The sequence below is a fragment of the Sphingobium sp. DC-2 genome, assembly GCF_000722555.1.
In the GTDB taxonomy this organism is placed as follows: domain Bacteria; phylum Pseudomonadota; class Alphaproteobacteria; order Sphingomonadales; family Sphingomonadaceae; genus Sphingobium; species Sphingobium quisquiliarum.
The window spans coordinates 55,227-73,110 of the sequence record NZ_JNAC01000043.1 but is presented as its reverse complement, the minus strand read 5'-3'; the positions used below and the strand labels follow the sequence as shown (position 1 = coordinate 73,110).

The 17,884-nt window shown below is 65.0% G+C and carries 13 protein-coding genes; 3 read left to right on the top strand and 10 right to left on the bottom strand.

Features of this window, described 5'->3' with window-relative positions; translation table 11 throughout:
* The 4 genes from ET21_RS0109115 to araD1 all read right to left on the bottom strand — a co-directional run bounded on the left by ET21_RS0109115 (position 1) and on the right by araD1 (position 4,923).
* Positions 1–306: a high-potential iron-sulfur protein gene (locus ET21_RS0109115; protein ID WP_030539426.1), complete on the bottom strand. Its 306-nt coding sequence runs from the start codon at positions 304–306 to the stop codon at positions 1–3.
* 133 nt (positions 307–439) lie between these two features.
* Positions 440–2,932, bottom strand: coding sequence for a TonB-dependent receptor (locus ET21_RS0109110; protein WP_030539425.1), 2,493 nt, complete (start codon positions 2,930–2,932; stop codon positions 440–442).
* Positions 2,933–3,155: 223 nt separating this feature from the next.
* Entirely contained in the window at positions 3,156–3,827 is a 672-nt protein-coding gene (locus tag ET21_RS26525) for a TetR/AcrR family transcriptional regulator C-terminal domain-containing protein (RefSeq protein WP_030539424.1), read from the bottom strand.
* Between the two features lie 118 nt (positions 3,828–3,945).
* Entirely contained in the window at positions 3,946–4,923 is a 978-nt protein-coding gene (gene araD1, locus ET21_RS0109100) for an AraD1 family protein (RefSeq protein ID WP_030539423.1), read from the bottom strand.
* 135 nt (positions 4,924–5,058) lie between these two features.
* On the opposite strand from araD1, the gene ET21_RS0109095 reads away from it, so the two are divergent.
* Positions 5,059–6,222, top strand: coding sequence for a ThuA domain-containing protein (locus ET21_RS0109095; protein WP_237751529.1), 1,164 nt, complete (start codon positions 5,059–5,061; stop codon positions 6,220–6,222).
* A gap of 102 nt (positions 6,223–6,324) precedes the next feature.
* Positions 6,325–8,769, top strand: a complete 2,445-nt coding sequence (locus tag ET21_RS0109090) for an alpha-L-rhamnosidase C-terminal domain-containing protein (protein WP_162180693.1) — start codon at positions 6,325–6,327, stop codon at positions 8,767–8,769.
* On the opposite strand, the gene ET21_RS0109085 is transcribed toward ET21_RS0109090, so the two are convergent.
* The 6 genes from ET21_RS0109085 to ET21_RS27625 all read right to left on the bottom strand — a co-directional run bounded on the left by ET21_RS0109085 (position 8,729) and on the right by ET21_RS27625 (position 15,920).
* Complete coding sequence (locus ET21_RS0109085) at positions 8,729–9,628, bottom strand: TIM barrel protein (RefSeq protein WP_051768077.1); 900 nt, start codon at positions 9,626–9,628, stop codon at positions 8,729–8,731. The two genes, ET21_RS0109090 and ET21_RS0109085, sit on opposite strands and share 41 nt — an antisense overlap.
* A complete protein-coding gene (locus ET21_RS0109080) occupies positions 9,615–10,658 on the bottom strand; it encodes a phosphotransferase family protein (protein WP_030539419.1) in 1,044 nt (347 codons plus the stop codon). Before ET21_RS0109080 ends, ET21_RS0109085 begins: the two co-directional genes overlap by 14 nt.
* A complete protein-coding gene (locus tag ET21_RS0109075; RefSeq protein ID WP_030539418.1) occupies positions 10,651–11,853 on the bottom strand; it encodes an acyl-CoA dehydrogenase family protein in 1,203 nt (400 codons plus the stop codon). Before ET21_RS0109075 ends, ET21_RS0109080 begins: the two co-directional genes overlap by 8 nt.
* A complete protein-coding gene (locus tag ET21_RS0109070; RefSeq protein ID WP_030539417.1) occupies positions 11,850–13,934 on the bottom strand; it encodes a 3-hydroxyacyl-CoA dehydrogenase NAD-binding domain-containing protein in 2,085 nt (694 codons plus the stop codon). The genes ET21_RS0109075 and ET21_RS0109070 overlap by 4 nt, the downstream gene beginning before the upstream one ends.
* An 18-nt stretch (positions 13,935–13,952) precedes the next feature.
* On the bottom strand, positions 13,953–14,939 hold the full coding sequence (locus ET21_RS0109065) for an NADPH:quinone oxidoreductase family protein (RefSeq protein ID WP_030539416.1): 987 nt from the start codon (positions 14,937–14,939) through the stop codon (positions 13,953–13,955).
* 105 nt (positions 14,940–15,044) lie between these two features.
* On the bottom strand, positions 15,045–15,920 hold the full coding sequence (locus ET21_RS27625) for a LysR substrate-binding domain-containing protein (RefSeq protein WP_051585266.1): 876 nt from the start codon (positions 15,918–15,920) through the stop codon (positions 15,045–15,047).
* Positions 15,921–16,113: 193 nt separating this feature from the next.
* Between ET21_RS27625 and ET21_RS0109055 the strand changes: the two genes are divergently transcribed.
* Entirely contained in the window at positions 16,114–17,853 is a 1,740-nt protein-coding gene (locus tag ET21_RS0109055) for an amidohydrolase family protein (RefSeq protein WP_030539414.1), read from the top strand.
* Positions 17,854–17,884: the final 31 nt, after the last annotated feature.

Below are 17,884 nucleotides of genomic sequence, written 5' to 3'. Positions count from 1 at the left end.
TCAGGACTTCCCGGCCCAGCTGGTGCAAACGCTGCGCGAGGTGACGATCCCGCCGCTCAGCAACTGGCATTTCCCGCAGGAAGATGCGCCATCCGCCGTGAAGAAGGCGCATCCTCCGCAGACCCGCTTCGGATCATTGGAGATTTCCTGATAGCCGAGCGACCTGCGCAGGCTCTGCTGGAGATTTTTCCTGGGGTCGGCGCAGACCTCCTGCGCCGCGAGCGGCCCGGCTACGCTGATCGCGGGCAGCAGCGCCGACCAGCGGAGAAATTGCCGGCGCGTGGATAGATGGACGGCGGATGCCATTCACCAGGCTCCTCTTCCTATGGCGGAGCCCCTCATGATTCCGGGGGCTTTAAGCTGATCCTACATAGGAAAAAGGGGTGCCGCAATAGTTTTTGACCATTGGTCATTTATTATTGGCGGCACCCTCTTTCTTTCATTTGCCAAAGCTGTAACGCAGCTTCAAACCCCACATCCTCGGTTCGCCATAAAGCGATGATGCGACAAGCAAGTCATTGTAGACGTTGGAGTTGCTGACCCGGTAAAGCTTGTTCAGCAGATTGTTGACGAACAGCGTCGCGTCCAATCCGCTCCTTCCGATATTGCGCCAGCTAAGTGACGCGTTCAGAAGGCCAAATGGTTCCAATATCGATCCCGGTTCGGTGCTGTCGTCATGCAGAGGCGAGGTCGGCTGCCTGCTGACATGCGAATAGTTCATGTAGAGTGACAGCTTGCCGGCATCTTCCGGCATCGGAATTTCGACGGAGCCAGAGATGTTGTAGATCCAGTTCGTGACGAACTGAAACGGACGGCAGCTTAGGTCAGCCACCTGGCCGGGGAGAACCGTGCCGTTGCAGCCGGGAAACGGACCGCCGCCCGGACCGCCTGTCACCAGATATTCGAACTTGGTGTAATCGGCGTCGGTATGGCTGACCGTTCCGCCAATCTCCACGCCCTTGGCGGGCCGGATGGACGTTTCAATCTCCAGGCCCTGGATATGTGCCGATGCGCCCAGCACCTGGGCGCCGGGCAGGCCCTGATCGCCTGGCGTCAAGGGGTCCGCGTCGGGATTGAAGTCGCCGGTTGGCCGCTGGATATTCGAATAGTCCGAGAAATAATAAGTGGCGTTGAACCGGAGCGGCATGCCGCCAAGCTGCCAGTCGGACTTGAACCCGGTTTCGTACGTCATCAGCTTTTCCGGCGCGAACGTCAGCTTTTCGGCGAAGACGGCTGCATCCAGAATGCCTCCCGCCTTATATCCCCGGCTGACCTTCCCATAGAGCATGAGGTTGTCGACCGGATGATAGTCCAGCCCCACGGTCCAGGTCGCCGCATCGGTTTTCAGCCGCGCATTGCTGGCGAAGGCGCGGTTCACCGACGCCCTGATGTCATCCCAGGTGTAGCGGATGCCGGTGGTCAGGCGGAGAGTTTCCATCTGCGGCGCCAGCGCGCCAAGGTCCAGCGTCGTTTGAGCATAGATCGCCTTGGACCGCTCCTTGAACGTGCCTCCTTCACTGACGCGGACCGGGCAAATGGCGCTGAGGCCAGTGGCCGCGGCGGGACAGAATTGCACCTCAGCCGTCTGGCTGCGCCCGGCATTCTTGTTTTCGAAGTAAAAGGCGCCCGCCGTGAATTGAAGCCTGTTGTCCAGCAAATGGCCTTGAAGCTGCAACTCCTCGGTGATCTGCCGATTGCCATCCGGCCTGACGATATCGCCGCCATTTTGGTAGATCTGGTTCGGATTGAGCCCGAAAAAGGCGGAGGGAACGCCATATTCGATCAGCCCCGGAACGGGGAAGTCAGGCAGAGCCGCATCCTGCTGCGCGCCATATTGCTGGATCGGCGTTCCATCCTGATCGAACGCATTGTCCACGATTTGCCGTTGGTAACTGAAGATGTTCTTCAGCGTCACAGCATCGTTCAGCTCGATCGTGGTGGTGTTGATTGCGCCCCACAATTTGATCCTGCTGTAGACATCGGCATTCAGCCGCGTCCGTCGCGGGCCGATATCTTCCGCAATATCAGACTGCGCCTGATAGACGCCGCAACTGAAATTGAGGCCCGGAACGGGCGCTTCGAAGCAAAGGCCCAGCGACTGCATTCTGGCTATATTGAAGCCTTCATGAATGTGCCCGGTGCCATTGTTGGAGGACTTCGACCCATAGAGCATCAGGTAATTTTCGACGCCTTCGAAGGGTTTCAGCGTTATGCCGAGCCGGCCCGAATACCAGTGCGTATCGTCGCGCCATTTGTTCCAGACGATGTCCTTGGTGAAACCGCGACGGTCCTGGAAAGCGCCCACGGCGCGGATCATCAGCTTGTCGTCGATCACCGGGATGTTGAGCGCGCCTTCCACGCCCCACAGGTTATAATTGCCCGCTGTTCCTTCCAGATAACCTTCAAATGCATTGGTGGGCTTGCGCGGTGAGTAGAGGACAGCGCCGCCCGTAGTGTTGCGGCCGAACAAAGTGCCCTGCGGCCCTGACAGCACTTGCACATTTTCCAGGTCGACCATCAGGCCCGGCCCGCCTTGAAGTCCTCCCCCAACCGCAGGCAAAGGCACTTCGTTCATGTAGATGATCACCGCTGGCGAGGATTGATAGCCGGTCGCCTGTCCGCGAATGGCAAAATTCTGCGCCTCTCTGGAAGCATTGCCCTGCGTTCCGACAACCAGCGAAGGAACGGTGCCGTAAAGGTCCTGCGGTTCGTTGACGTCCAGTTCCTCCAGACGCTGCGCCGAAAACACATTGACGACGATGGGCACGTCCTGCGCACGTTCCTCGCGGCGCTGCGCCGTGACGATGATGTCGACGTCCTTGATCGCCGCTGCGCTCTGCTGTTGCGCTGCGGCGGGTGAAATGAATGCCGGTGCAATGGCGGCGGCGGCGACGCCCAAAAACAGACTGGCCTGCCGATGATTGAGGCTCATGGTTCCTCTCCCCTGTTGCCCGGATCATTTGCCGCCTTTTTGGCTTGTTCCCAGTTGCCGTCAGGCATCCAAATCCGGGTCTGGATCAGGATAGGCAGAGCGCTCCTGGCGATGAAAGGAGCAAGTTTGGCCGTATGCTATGCCGGTTGGGAATGACAGATTATGCCCGGCGCGGCAGGTCTGAGCATAGCGCTTTGGCCCGGATTTACTGAACGCTCAGGCGCTAATCCGCCGCCGCTTTGGGCATGCTGCCGTCCAGAATGATCATCAGCGCACGTTCCCAATTGCCCGGCGCTGATCGCTCCGAAGCGCTTTCAAGAGCGGCACGCAGCAGTGGCAATTCATGCGCGCCGCGCTTGCGCAGGATTGCGCGGGCCTCATCCTCTGGAGTCGCAGCCGCCTTGGCGTGCAGGGCGCTGGCCGCCGCGCCCACCACCAGATAGCCGATGGATTGCAGCAGACGGATCGCCTCATCGGCGGTAAAGCCGCGCTTCGTCATGGCCCGCAACCATGCTTCCGTCCGGTCGGCGCTGGCAAGCTGCCCCATCCCGCCCGTCATGTAGGAGATCAGCAGCTGAGCGTCGCCGGTCAGCAGTTCGAACAGGGCCCGCGCATGGTCCAGCGCATAGTCTTTCCAGGACTGTCCCTCATCTTCCGGGAAGGGGTGCATCCCCGCCGCGCGGGCGGCGGCGAGCATCACCAGTTCTTCGCGGGTGGCGACATAATTGTAGAGCGCCGCCTTCACCACGCCCAGCCTGTCCGCCACCCGGCCCATCGTCAGCGATTCCAGCCCCAGATCCAACGCAGCGTCGATGATCTGATCTATTTCAAGGCTGCGCGGCCGCCCAGGACGCCGAGGCGTTTTCGGCTCTCCGGCTTTTACGGGGTCATTCATGGCGCCATGTTTTCCACGCCCCCGAAACCCCGTCAAGCAAAGCGCCATCCGCCCACGCGCTGAACGGGGCGGCAGGCGCGGACCTTGCCAGGCCGCACGGCCTTGCCGTGACGGCCGGTCAGAGCACGCTCACCACCCTCAGCCCCTCGCCGGGCTTGCGCACAAGCTGGTTGCGGAGCGGCAGGGTAAAGCAGTCGGCCGATATTTCGAACACATCGCCTTCCCGCGTTTCGATCTGGTCGGCGAAGGACAGGGTGGCGGTGCCGAAGAAATGGATGTGGACGTCGCCGGGCCGCCGGAACTGCCCATATTTGAAATGATGATGTTCCAGATTGGCGATGCTGTGGGACATATTCTTTTCGCCCGACAGGAACGGCTTTTCCCAGAGCGTCTTGCCGTCGCGCAGGATGCGGCTGTTTCCCCGCACGTTGCCCGGCAGTTCGCCCAGCAGAAGTTCCGGCCCCAGCGCCGCCTGCCGCAGCTTGCTGTGGGCGAGGAAGAGATAATTGACCCGCTCCATCACATGATCGGAAAATTCGTTGCCGATGGCATAGCCCAGGCGGAAAGGCGTACCATCCGGCCCGACATAATAGATGCCCGCGATTTCCGGTTCCTCGCTGCCATCGGTGGCGAAGCCGGGCATGGCGATCGGCGTTTCGGAACCGATCAGGATCGACCCGTCGCCCTTGTAGAACCATTCGGGCTGTACGCCTTCCTGGCCGGGCGCAGGCTTGCCGCCTTCCTCGCCCATCAGGAACATGCGCATGCTGTCGGTGGCGTGGCCCGCGGCGGCGGCCTTGTGCATCTTGTCGCGCCCTTCGGCGGAACCGAGATGGGTAAGGCCGGTGCCGGAAATCAGCAGATGAGCAGGATCGTCATGGTCGACCGGCGGCAGGAAGACGAGGCCGTCGAGCGTCATCGGATCGCCAAGCCGATCGGCCGCCAGCGCGGCCAGTGTGCTTTTCGCGGCGATCGCATCGTCCGCCAGCGCGCGGACCGATGGCGTCGAGTGCAACCGGCGCGCCTGGCCTTCGGCATCGAGCGCGAGGACGCCGCGCGTGCCATTTTCTACGAACTGAACTAGCGACCTGATCATGCGGCATTCTCCATCTTGCCGGGGGGACGGCGGGTGATTTTCTTAGGCGGGCTTCCGCCCCGCTGGACGTCCCAGGTTGACGAGCATTGGTTGCGGATATACTCGTACAAATAGAAAAGCAATCAAGGATGCCCTGTGCGCAGATCAACTATCATTCATGGCATAGCAGCCTTGATGGCGCTGACGCTCGGTCCGGCGCCTGCATCGGCGGCGTCGTCGGCGGCGGCGGTGACGGACTGCCCGCTGCGCGACATGCCCTTTTCCCTCGGCTCTCCGCTGATCGACATATTGCTGAGCCCGGCCGCGCACGCCGTGGTGGAAAGCGAAGCGCCCGGCGCGATCGCCAAGATGCCGCCCATGTTCCGCGGCACGACCGCGCCCAGCTTCGCTTCCATCCTGACGCTCAAGGATGCGGGGAGCTTCCTGCGCCTCAATGGCGCTCAGCTTGCGGCGATCGACCGGAAGCTCAAGCTCCTGCCCGTCACCGCCTCCGACCGGCAGGCCCGCTGCGCGCGTTATGACAATGACCGGCCGGTGTTCGACCTGCCCAGGGGCAAGCCCCGCATCCTGCTGTTCGAGAAGATGACGGGCTATCGCGACGGTCCTTCGGTGGATGCCGCGCATGAGGCGTTTTTCGCGATGGCGAAGCGCAAGGGCTGGGCCATCGCAGCGACGGACAAGGGCGGCGCGATCCATCCCAAGACGCTTGCGCAATTCGATGCCGTGATCTGGAACAATGTCAGCGGCGACGTGCTGACGCTGTCCCAGCGCAAGGCGCTCCAACATTTCCTGAAGCGCGGCGGCGGCTTCGTGGCCGTCCATGGTTCGGCCGGTGATCCCGCGACCTTTTGGGACTGGTATGCCGATGATCTGATCGGAGCGCGCTTTGCGGGACATCCCATGGGCCCGCAGTTCCAGGACGCACGCATCGTCGTGGAGGACAGGGAAGGCCCGGTCGGCCAGGGACTTCCGCCGGAATGGACGATGAAGGACGAATGGTATTCCTTCAAGAACAATCCCCGCGCCAGCGGGTCGGCCATTATCGCGACGCTGGACGAACGGAGCTATAGCCCCAAAGGCATGGGCGGGCAGGACCTGCGCATGGGCGGGGATCATCCGATCGCCTGGACCCGCTGCATGGGCAGGGGCCGGGTCTTCTATTCGGCCATCGGGCACCGGCCGGAGGCCTATTCCGACCCGGCCTATGTGAAGATGCTGGAAAATGCCGTGGGCTGGAGCGCGAAGGGGCGGCAGGATGGCTGCACCAGCAGCGCTTCTGGCGCGACGGGACGAGACTGACGGCCATGCGCGCCACTTTCGGGTGACAACTGCTCCCATCCAGGTCTAATGATCACATCTAATCAAAAATGATGATCGATCCTGACCTGAGTGGAGAAGATGATGAAATTCCATGCCCTTGCCGCGGCGGCGCTGCTGCTGATGGCGGCGCCTCCGGTCCTTGCCCAGGCGGATAGCGCGCAAGGTTGGATCAGTCATCCGGAGGCAGGGCCAGAGGCGCGCCCTATCGTCCTTCACTTCCGCCGCGCCTTTGACCTCAAGGCCAGGCCCCCCAGCTTTCCCGTGCGCGTGACCGCCGACAACCGCTTCATCCTGTATGTGAACGGCCGCCGCGTGGCGTCCGGGCCTTCGGCGGGGGACATCGATCACTGGCGGGAAGAGAGCATCGACCTTGCCCCCTTCCTGCAACGCGGCGGCAACGTCATCGCCGCGACGGTATGGAACGGGGTCAAGCCGCTCTCCCTCCCCCGCGATGCGACGCCGGCGCAAGTCACGGCGGCGCAGGGCGCATCCCTTTTCACCAGCACCGCGCCTCTTTTCCAGCAAAGCGTCGCCACCGGCTTTCGCCTGATCGCCGGTCAGGAGGGGCCCGCCATCGGCACCGGCACGCCCGGCTGGCGCGTCAAGCGCGACGCGGGGCGCGGTTTCGCCAATGGATGGCGGCAGGTGAAGAACTGGTATTATGTCGCCGGCAATCCCGAAACCATCGACGCATCGAAGGCGGAGTTCGACTTTGCCGGAGCGCAGGAAAAGGGGGGTGGGTGGCAGGACGCCGTTCCCGCTCCGCAAGCCGCCGGGCGCACATTGGTCGCTGACCGGCTGCCGCAACAAAGCCATGTGCCGGTCCCGGCGGGCAAGGTCGTGCGCACCGGCCTGCCCGCCGCCATGGCTTTCCCCGGCAGGCCGGTGACGATCCCGGCCAACAGCAAGGCGACCCTGCTGATCCAGCGCGACGCGATGGTGGCGGCCTATCCCGAACTGTCCGTCACTGGCGGGCGCGGGGCCAGGATCAAGATGCTGTGGGCCGAAGCGCTGTATGACGAGAAGAAGCGCAAGGGCGATCGCAACCTGATCGGCGACCGCAAGCCAATAGGCATTTGGGACATATTCATCGCCGATGGCCAGCCGCGCCGTTTCGCGCCGCTTTGGTGGCGGACATGGCGCTTTGCCGAAATCACGGTGGAGACGGCGGACCAACCGCTGACGCTGCAAGGATTGCGCGCTTTCGAAACCGGCTATCCCTTCGAGCAGGTGGGGCAGTTTTCCAGCGATGATCCGCAGCTCCAGAAAATCTTCGACATCGGCTGGCGCACGGCCCGCATCGATGCACACGAAACCTATATGGACACCGCCTATTGGGAGCAGCTGCAATATGCGGGGGACACGCGGCTGCAAATGTTGATCTCCTACGCCGTGGCGGGCGATCCCCGGCTGGCGGAGCAGGCGATCGATGCTTTCGCCGCGTCGAATGTGGATGGCGGGCTGATCGAGGGCGCATGGCCGACGCGCGGCAATAATGTCATCGCGCCGTTCGCGCTTTTGTGGGTCGGGATGCTGGACGATTGGCGGATGCGCCAGCCCGATCCAGCGCCGATCGTGCGCAATATCGGCCGGATGCGGCAGATCATCGACTGGTTCAAGCCCTATCAGACGTCTGCGGGGCTGTTGAAGAAGAACCCGCAATGGAACTTCATCGATTGGGTGGGCCAGCCCGCCACCGACCGGGACATCTTCCCTTCCTACAGCAAGGAAGGGCAGGAAAGCTGCCTGATGAGCGCGCTGTGGCTGGGCGCGTTGCAGCAGGGCGCGGCGATCGAGGCGGCGTTCGGCGATGCGGCGAATGGGCAGCGATATGGCGGAATGGCCCAGCAGGTGAAAGCGGCGATCCGCCAGCATTGCTGGGTCCCGGCGCGCGGCCTGTTCGCCGACAATCCCGACGGCGGCCGGTTCAGCCAGCATATGAACGCCCTCGCCATCCTCTACGATGTGGCGTCCAGGGAAGAAGCGCGGGGGATCATCGATAAAATCGTTGCGCCGGGGAAAGGGATCGACGCGCCGGAGGGCATTACGCAGGTCAGCTATTATTTCGCCTGGTATCTGGCGCAGGCGCTGGTCCATGCGGGCGAAAGCCGCCGGTATCTGGCCTTGCTCGACACATGGCGCGACCTTTTGAAGCTGAACTATACAACCTGGCCGGAGGAACGGGACGGTTCGGTACAGGGGGGACAGGCCATGTCGACCCGGTCCGACAGCCATGCGTGGAGCGCGCATCCGACCGCCGATCTGCTGGGTATCGTCGCGGGCATCGGACCCGATGCGCCGGGCTATGCCCGGTTGAAGGTGGAACCCGCGCCGGGTTCGCTCCGCCAGTTGCACGCCACCGCCGCAACGCCCTCAGGCCCGGTCAGCGTCCGCTACCAAAAGGCGGGCGGCACGTGGAAAGTGGAGATACGCCGTCCCAAGGACCTGCCGGGCGATTTCCTGTGGAACGGCAAGCGCTATCCGCTCACCCGGACGACGACGAAGCTGACGGTGCCGGTGCGCTGACGCGCCAGGACATATCCAGCGTTGCCCCTAGCCGCGTCAGCATGGCGGCTTCCCCTGCCGCCGTCTGATCGGCGGGTTCATATTCAAGTTCCAGGATTCCGGCATAGCCGATGGCCCGGATGGCGGCGAGGATCGCTTGCCAGTCGAGCGTGCCGAGGCCGATATCGACGCGATCCGGGATGTCGGCGGCCTGGATCAGGCCGATCGCGCTGGCGCATTGCCGCAGCGCATCGGCGACGGCGTGGCCCATCATCGCGACATGGCCGATGTCGAACAGCAGCCGCACCGAAGGCATGGCGACGGCATGGACGATCTCCATCGCCGGTTCGATCCGGTCCAGCAGCATGCCGGGGATGCGCGCGGGCGCGATCGGTTCGATCAGCAGGACCAGCCCCGCCTCTGCCGCCTGCACAGCGGCGCGCTTCAGATTTTCCGCCATGGCCGTCAACTGGCTGGCCATGGCGCGATCGGGGTCGAGCCCGGCGACGCAGACCGCCCCTGCCCCGCCGAAGCAGCGGGCGATGGCGGCGCTTTCACGAATGCTGTCCGCCTGCATCTGCACGGCGGCGTCATCGGTGCGGCTCCAGAGCGGCGTGTTCCAATGGAACGGGTCGCCGCCGATGCTGCTCAGGACCAGGCCGTGCTGCTTCATGCGGGCCGCCATGGCCGCCTGCTCCTGCGGCGGGCGCATCTTCATGAAGAGGTCCTGCACCCCGGCAAAGCCATGCGCGGCCAGCGCATTGATCTGATCCAGCGGAGCGGGGGAGCAGCCAAGATGCACGAGCAGCGGAGCGTCGGGACTGCTCAGCCCCAGATGGCCGCCGAGGCGTGGCGGGCCGGGTGCGCTAGAGCCGGGCATCGTCTTCGCCGCTTGCGATGCGCCAGCCGAGACCCGCAATCTCCGCCGCGCGCGCGCCGTGGAGGGCGGCGGCCTCATTCGATGCGTTGCCGTCCATCGCCCGGCGGTAGACGCCCTGCCGGATGGCTGCATTGCGGAACAGCGCAAAGGCGAGCGCATAGCGCCAGTGCAGCGGATCGATCTCTCCCGCCCCGCCGCGTTCGGCATAGCGACGCAGATAGTCGGCTTCGGACGGGATGCCGAGCGCTGGAAGGTCAGCGTCCGAAAGGCCGCGATAAGCTTCGCCGGGCACCCGCCACGCCATGAGATGCTGGGCCAGGTCGGCAAGGGGATGGCCAAGGGTCGAAAGCTCCCAGTCCAGCACGGCGGCGATGCGGGGCGCGTCCGGCGCGAAGATCAGATTGTCGTTGCGATAGTCGCCATGGACGATGCGGCTTGCCTCCAGCCCCGGATCATGGGCGGGCAGCCAGTCGATCAGCCGCTCCATCGCATCGATCCGCTGCGTCTGGGTGGCGCGATATTGCCGGGTCCAGCGCGCCACCTGCCGCGCGAAATAATTGCCGGGGCGGCCGAAATCGGAAAGCCCGGCATCGGCCGGTTCGATCGCATGGAGCACGGCGAGGACGCGGTTCATCTCGTCATAAATGGCGGCGCGATCGACCGGCGAAAGACCCGGCAGCCGCGCGTCCCAGAAATTGCGGCCGTCCACATAGGCCATGATGAAGAAAGGCGTGCCCACGATCGCGCCATCATCGCACAAGGCCAGCGGGCGGGCGACGGGCACTCCCATATGCTGGAGCGCGCCGGTCACGCGATATTCCCGTTCGATGGCGTGGGCCGAGGGCAGCAGCACCCCGTCCGGCTTGCGGCGCAGGACGAAGCGCGGCGCGCCGTCGACCGACAGCAGATAGGTCGGGTTGGACTGGCCGCCGGGAAATTTCTCCGCGCTGATGGTCCCCGCCGCGCCGGGCACATGATCGCGCAGCCAGGGCGAAAGGCGCGCCGTGTCGAGCGCGCGGACGTCAGCCATATTTTGCAAGTTCGAGGCGGCCAAGCTGGTGGCGGTGCACCTCGTCCGGGCCATCGGCGAAGCGGATCTTGCGGGCATGGGCATAGTAGCTGGCGAGGAAGAAATCCTGACTGATGCCCGCGGCGCCATGCGCCTGCATCGCCCAGTCGATGACCTGGCAGGCCATGTTGGGCGCGGCGACCTTGATCATCGCGATCTCCGCTTTTGCTTCCTTGTTACCCACAGTGTCCATGCGGTACGCGGCGTGAAGCGTCAGCAGCCGCGCCTGATCGATCATGATGCGGCTGTTGGCGATGCGTTCGATGATGACGCCCTGCTCGGCCAGCGGCTTGCCGAAGGCGACGCGGCTTTTCACCCGGCGGCACATGGCTTCGAGCGCGCGTTCCGCCATGCCGATCATGCGCATGCAGTGATGGATGCGGCCGGGGCCAAGCCGCGCCTGCGCGATTTCGAAGCCGCGCCCTTCGCCCAGCAGCATGTTGGAGGCGGGCACACGGACATTGTCGAAGATGATTTCCATATGGCCGTGGGGCGCGTCGTCATAGCCCAGGACGGTCATCGGGCGGACCACGGTGATGCCGGGCGTATCGCGCGGCACCAGGATCATCGACTGCTGCTTGTGCTTGGGCGCTGCCGGATCGGTCTTGCCCATGAAAATCATGAACGCGCAGTCCGCTTCGCCCATGCCCGAAATCCACCATTTGCGGCCGTTGATGACATAGTCGCCGCCATCGCGCACGATCGAGCTTTCGATATTGGTCGCGTCCGAAGAGGCGACGCCCGGCTCCGTCATCGCGAAGGCGGAGCGCATCTCGCCCGCCAGCATCGGTTTCAGCCAGCGTTCCTTATGTTCGGCCGTGCCGAAGCGTTCGAGCGTTTCCATATTGCCCGTGTCCGGCGCGGCGCAGTTGAACACGGCGGGGCACCAGTGGACGCGGCCCATTTCCTCGCACAGCGGCGCATATTCCAGATTGGTGAGGCCAGCGCCATGCGTGCTTTCGGGCAGGAAGAGGTTCCACAGGCCTGCTTCCTTCGCCAGCGGCTTCAGCCGGTCGATCAGCGTGACATGCGCCCAGCGGTCGCCGGTGGCGACTTCGTCATAATAGGCTTTCTCATTGGGATAGATATGTTCGTCCATGAAGGCGCGCAGCCGCGCCAGCAGACCGGCGGTCCGGGGGTTGGGATCGTAGCTCATGCGTAGAAGCCCCTGCCCTCGCCCGCATATTGGGCGAGCAGGGGCGCGGGCGTCCAATAGGCGTCGCCCTGCTGCTCCCGAAACCGCTCGATCGTCGCCAGCACTTTGTCCAGCCCGATCTGGTCCGCCCAGTGCATCGGGCCGCCGGTATAGCCGGGCCAGCCAAGACCGTTCACCATGGCGACGTCGATTTCCTGCGGGCGCGGCACGATGCCTTCGCCCAGCAGCTTCGCGCCTTCGTTCACCATGGCGTAGAGCAGCCTTTCCCTGATCTCCTCCTCGCCAATCTCTCGCAGGGTGAGGCCGTGGCGCTGCGCATGGGCGGCGATCATCTGGTCCGTCAGCGGATTGGGGCTGGCCTTGCGATTTTCATCATAGCTGTACCAGCCCGATCCGGTCTTCTGCCCCAGCCGCCCTTCGGCGACCATCTGCTCCACGAAATCGGCGCGCAGTTCGCGTTCCGTCGCCGACGCAGCGCGGGCCTTGCGCGCGGCGGCCTGCACGTCCAGCCCGGCAAGGTCGCCCAGCGCGAAGGGGCCCATGGGAAAGCCGTAGGACAGAAGCACCTTGTCGATATCGGCGGGCTTCGCGCCCTCCTCGACCAGGAAGAAGCCTTCGCGCGAACGCTTCGACAGCATGCGGTTGACGATGAAGCCGTCGCACACGCCCGACAGGACCGGCAGCTTGCCGATGCGCTTGCCCAGCGCCATGATCGTCGCCACGATTTCGGGGGCGGTCTGGCCCGCGCGGACATTTTCCAGCAGGCGCATGACATGGGCGGGGTTGAAGAAGTGCATGCCGCACACATCTTCCGCCCGGCCCGATGCCTGCGCCAGCGTGTCGATGTTGAGGAAGCTGGTGTTGGACGCCAATATGGTGCCGGGCTGCGTCACCTGGCCCAGCGTGGCGAAGACCGCCTTCTTGATCTCCAGATCCTCGGTCACGGCCTCTATCACCAGTTGCGTGGCGGACAGGTCGCGCGGATCGTCGCTGGTGGTGATGAGCGCCAGCCGCTTGTCCATCGCCTCCTGCGTCATGCTGCCCTTGGCGACCGACGAGGACCAGATTTTGGCGATCGCCTTCATCGCGGCGTCGATATGGCTCTGGTCAAGGCCGATGGCGACGACCGGCAGCCCGGCACTGGCCAGCGCCATCATGATGCCGCGCCCCATCACGCCAAGTCCGATGACGCCCGCGCGCTCTATGTCGCGGACGGGCGTGTCCGCTGGCAGGCCGGGGATGCGGGCGACCTCCCGCTCGGCGGCGAACAGGTGGCGCAGGGCCTTGGACTGCGGGCCTGCCATGCACTCGCGGAAGATGGCCAGCTCGCGCTTCACCGCTTCGTCGAAAGGCAGTTCATAGCCAAGGCGCACGGCCTCCAGAGCGCGGAGCGGCGCCGTCTGGCCGCGCATTTTCCGGGCCAGTGTCTTTCGTGTTTCCTTGAACAGGGCCGGATCGTCGGCGGGCATGGGCAAGGCGGCGGCGCTGCGTGGTCCCTTGCCCTGGGCGGCGAGCTGTCCGGCGAAGGCGCGCGCCTCTGCGGCAAGATCGCCGCCCTGCGCGATGGCGTCGATCAGGTTGGAGGCCAGCGCCTTGTCCGCGCCGATCTGATTGCCCTCGGTCAGGAGGGGAAGCGCCGCCGCCAAGCCCGCGAGGCGGGGCGTGCGCTGCGTCCCGCCGCCGCCGGGCATGAGGCCAAGCTTGACTTCGGGAAAGCCGAACCGCGTATCCTTGTCCGCGATGCGATAGTGGCAGGCGAGCGCGACTTCGAACCCGCCGCCAAGCACCGTTCCATGCACGGCGGCGATGATCGGCTTGGACGCCCTGTCCATCATCGCCATGACTTCGGGCAGGCCGGGATCGGCCATGGGCTTGCCGAATTCCTTGATGTCCGCGCCCGCGATGAAGGTCTTGCCCGCGCAACGCACGACCAGCGCCTTGACGGAGGGGTCGGCCTCCATCGCCCGGATCGCTTCGGCAAGGCCCTGCCGCACGCTGGCGGAGGTGGCGTTGACCGGCGGATTGTCGATCAGGGCTTCGGCGATGCCGTCCTGAACGCTGTAGGTCACGGTTTGGGACATGATGATTTTCCTGCTTTGTCAGGCTTCGGGCGCGATGGTCAGCAGCACCTTGCCCTTGACCTTGCGTGCTTCGAGATGTTGGAGCGCCGCGACGATGTCCGGCATGGCGAAACGCCTGTCGATCACCGGGCGCAGCTTGCCCTGCGCCAGCCAGTCGAGAAGCTGGCGCATGTTGGCCCCCTGCCGTGCCGGATCGGCGCGGACGGTGTTGCCCCACAGGACGCCGACGGCCGAGGCGCTTTTCAGCAGCAGCAGGTTGGCGGGGATGGACGGGATTTCGCCGCCCGCAAAGCCGATGACCAGAAGCCGCCCGCCCCAGGCGAGGCTCTTGATCGCGGTCAGGTTCATGGGGCCGCCCACGGGGTCATAGACGACGTCCACTCCCTGGCCGCCCGTCAGCGCCTTCACCCGTTCGCGCAGATCCTCCCGCGCATAGTCGATCAGTTCGTCGGCCCCCTGCTGTTTGGCAAGCGCCAGCTTTTCGGCGCTGGAGGCGGCGGCGATGACGCGCGCGCCCATCAGCTTGCCCAGTTCCACCGCCGTCAGGCCCACGCCGCCGCCAGCGCCCAGCACCAGCAAAGTCTCGCCCGGCTTCAACTGGCCGCGATCCTTCAACGCATGATAGGATGTGCCATAGGTGATGGAGATGCCCGCCGCGACATGCAGGTCAACCGCGCCGGGCACCGGCCATGCCTGCGTCGCGGGGACGCGGACCTGTTCGGCGAAGCTGCCGCTGCCTGTGAATGCCGCCACCCGGTCACCGGCGGCAAAGCCCTGCACGCCTTCGCCAACGGCGGCGACATGCCCGGCCGCCTCGCTGCCCGGAACGAATGGCAAAGCGGGCTTGGTCTGATATTTGCCCTGGACGATGAGCACGTCGGGATAATTGACTCCTGCGGCGGCGACATTGATGACCAGCTCGCCCGGCCCGGCCTGCGGCGCGGGAAAATCACCGCAGGTCAGCGCGTCGACCGGCGCAAAGTCGGGGCAGATGACGGCCTTCACTTCTCTCTCCTCTTCTGCGCGCGGCAGTGCTGGAGAAGGACTAGGCCCTTGCGGTCATTTCCACCATTTCGAATATTCGACGCGATACATCAGAAAAACTGACGATCACACTTCCGCCAGTTGCGAAGCGAAGGCGTGGAACGCGCGGGCGGCGGCGGGCTGCTGCGTGTCGCGGCGGCTGACCAGGCTGACGATGCGGGTGAAGCGCAGTTCGGGAATGTCGAGCAGGCTGAGTTCGCCGCGCGCCGCTTCCTCCTCCACCGCCAGACGCGACAGGCAGGCAAGGCCAGCGCCGTCGCGCACGGCGCGCTTGATCGCCTCCACGCTGTCCGCTTCCAGCACGATGTTGAGCGAGTTCAGATATTTGAGCGCTTCAACGGTGAAGGAGATGCGCTCGCTCGATTGCGTCTTTTCGAGAATCCAGGCTTCGTCCGCCAGGGCGGCGAGCGGCGTTTCCCCCTGTTCCGCGAGCGGATGCCCCGGCGGGGCGCACACGGCGAGCGAATCCCGCATCCAGGGCTGCGCCTCCAGATAGCTGGAATTGACGGGCGATCCGACGATGCCGATGTCGAGCGCCATGTTGCGCACGCCTTCCATCACATCCTGCGACGGCAGCACGCGCAATTCCATCCGCACGCCGGGATGACGGCGCATGAATGTGGCGCACAGGCGCGGCAGCACATAGTTGGCGACGGGCGCAACCGCGCCGATCCGCAGGCGGCCGCGCACCTCCTCCGGCAAAGAGAGCGCTTCCATATCGGAAACCTGCACCAGCACCCGCCGCGCCATTTCCAGCATCGGGCGCCCCTGATCCGTCAGCCGCAGACGGCGTCCTGACCGGGCGAAAAGGCGGATGCCGAGATGGGTTTCGAAATCCTTGAGCGACATGCTGGCGGCGGACGGGCTAAGCCCGATCTCCTCCGCCGCGCCCGCGACGCTGCCGGTCCGGGCGACGGCTTCGAACACGGCAATCTGACGCAAAGTTATCTTCATCGGGCACTCGCAACGCCGCCACCTTGGAGAAAAGGTGCTAATCCCAAGCGTTGCGGCGGGCAAACGGGAAAGCGCTCCGTCCGCTGCTGGCTTGACCGGAACCGAACGGTTGGATACCGTTCGGTTCGACGAAGGATGGAGAGGTGCGGATGACGATGATCGCGAAGATGGGAGCGGCGGCATGAGCGCGCGTTGCGACCTGCTGATCCGTGGCGGCACGATTGTCGATGGCAGCGGCGGCGAACCCTTTACCGGCGATGTCGCCATACTGGACGGGCGCATCCTTGCCGTGGGCCGCTTCGACGGCACGGCGGACGAGGTGATCGACGCCACCGGCCTGACGGTGACGCCGGGCTTTGTCGACATCCATACCCATTATGACGGGCAGGCGATCTGGTCGGACAGGCTTTCGCCCTCCTCCTCGCACGGAGTCACCACGGTCGTCACGGGCAATTGCGGCGTCGGATTCGCGCCCTGCCGCGCGGAGGACCATGACCGGCTGATCCGCCTGATGGAGGGGGTGGAGGATATTCCCGGCGTGGTGATGGCCGAGGGGCTGAGCTGGGATTGGGAGAGTTTCCCCGGCTATCTGGATGCGCTGGAGGCGCGGCCGCGCGACATCGACGTCGCGGCGCTGCTGCCGCACAGTCCGCTGCGCGTGTTCGTCATGGGCGAGCGGGGCGCAAGGCGCGAGGCGGCGACGGCGCAGGATCGCGAGAAGATGCGGGCGATCACGCGCGAGGCGCTGGACGCCGGAGCGATCGGCTTCGCCACGTCGCGGCTGCTGATCCACCGCACCAAGGCGGGCGAGCATATCCCGACCTATCAGGCCGACGTGGAGGAATTGAAGGCGATCGCCGGGGTCATGGGCGAGGCAGGGACCGGCGTGCTGCAAATGGTGCTGGACGCGCCGTTTGCAAGCTGGCCCGACGAGCTGGCGCACCTGCTGGCGGTGGCGGAGGCTTCAGGCCGTCCGGCCACCTTCACGCTGGGCACGGCGAACAAGGGCGAACCCGTCTGGCGCGAGGCGCTGCGCATCTGCGACGAGGCGAATGCGCGCGGCCTGTCGATCAGCCCGCAGGTGCTGCCACGTCCGATCGGCATGATATGCGGCTTTGAACTGTCCACCCATCCCTTCTGCCTGTGCCCCAGCTATCAGGCCATCGCCTCGCTGCCGCTTTCCGGGCAGCTTGCGTACCTGCGCGACCCGGAATTCCGCAACCGCATGATCAGCGAGACGCCGGACGAAGGCCATCCGCTGGCAATGATGACGCGCAACTGGGACTGGATCTTTCCCCTGTCCGATCCGCCCAACTATGAACCGGCCGCTGAAACGAGCATCGGGGCACAGGCGCGGGCGAGCGGGGTTCGCCCTGAGGAGGTCGCCTGCGAACTGCTGATGAATGGCGGCGCGGGCGACGGCATGCTCTACAACACGCTCGGCAATTTCTACGAAGGCGAACTGAGCGAGATTTACGACCTGATCAACCATCCCGGCGTGGTGATGGGGCTGGGCGACGGCGGCGCGCATTATGCCGCGATCTGCGACGCCAGCTATCCGACCTTCCTGCTGACCTATTGGACGCGGGACCGGGACGGACCAAGGCTGGGCATCGCGCAGGCGGTACAGGCATTGTCGTCCAGGCCAGCGGAAACCATGGGGCTGAATGACCGGGGCCGCATCGCGCCGGGTTACAAGGCGGACATCAACGTCATCGACCTGGACGCGCTGCGGCTGCATGCGCCGCACGTCCGGCACGACCTGCCCGGCGGCGGACGGCGGCTCGATCAGGCGGCGACAGGTTTCGTGGCGACGATCGTGTCGGGCCGCGTCATCCGCCGCGACGATGCGCCGACCGATGAACGCCCCGGCCGGGTGGTGCGCGGGGCGCAGGCCGCGCCGGTGAGCGTTACGGCCTGACAGCGCGATGGAGGCGGGCCTTGAAATGCGG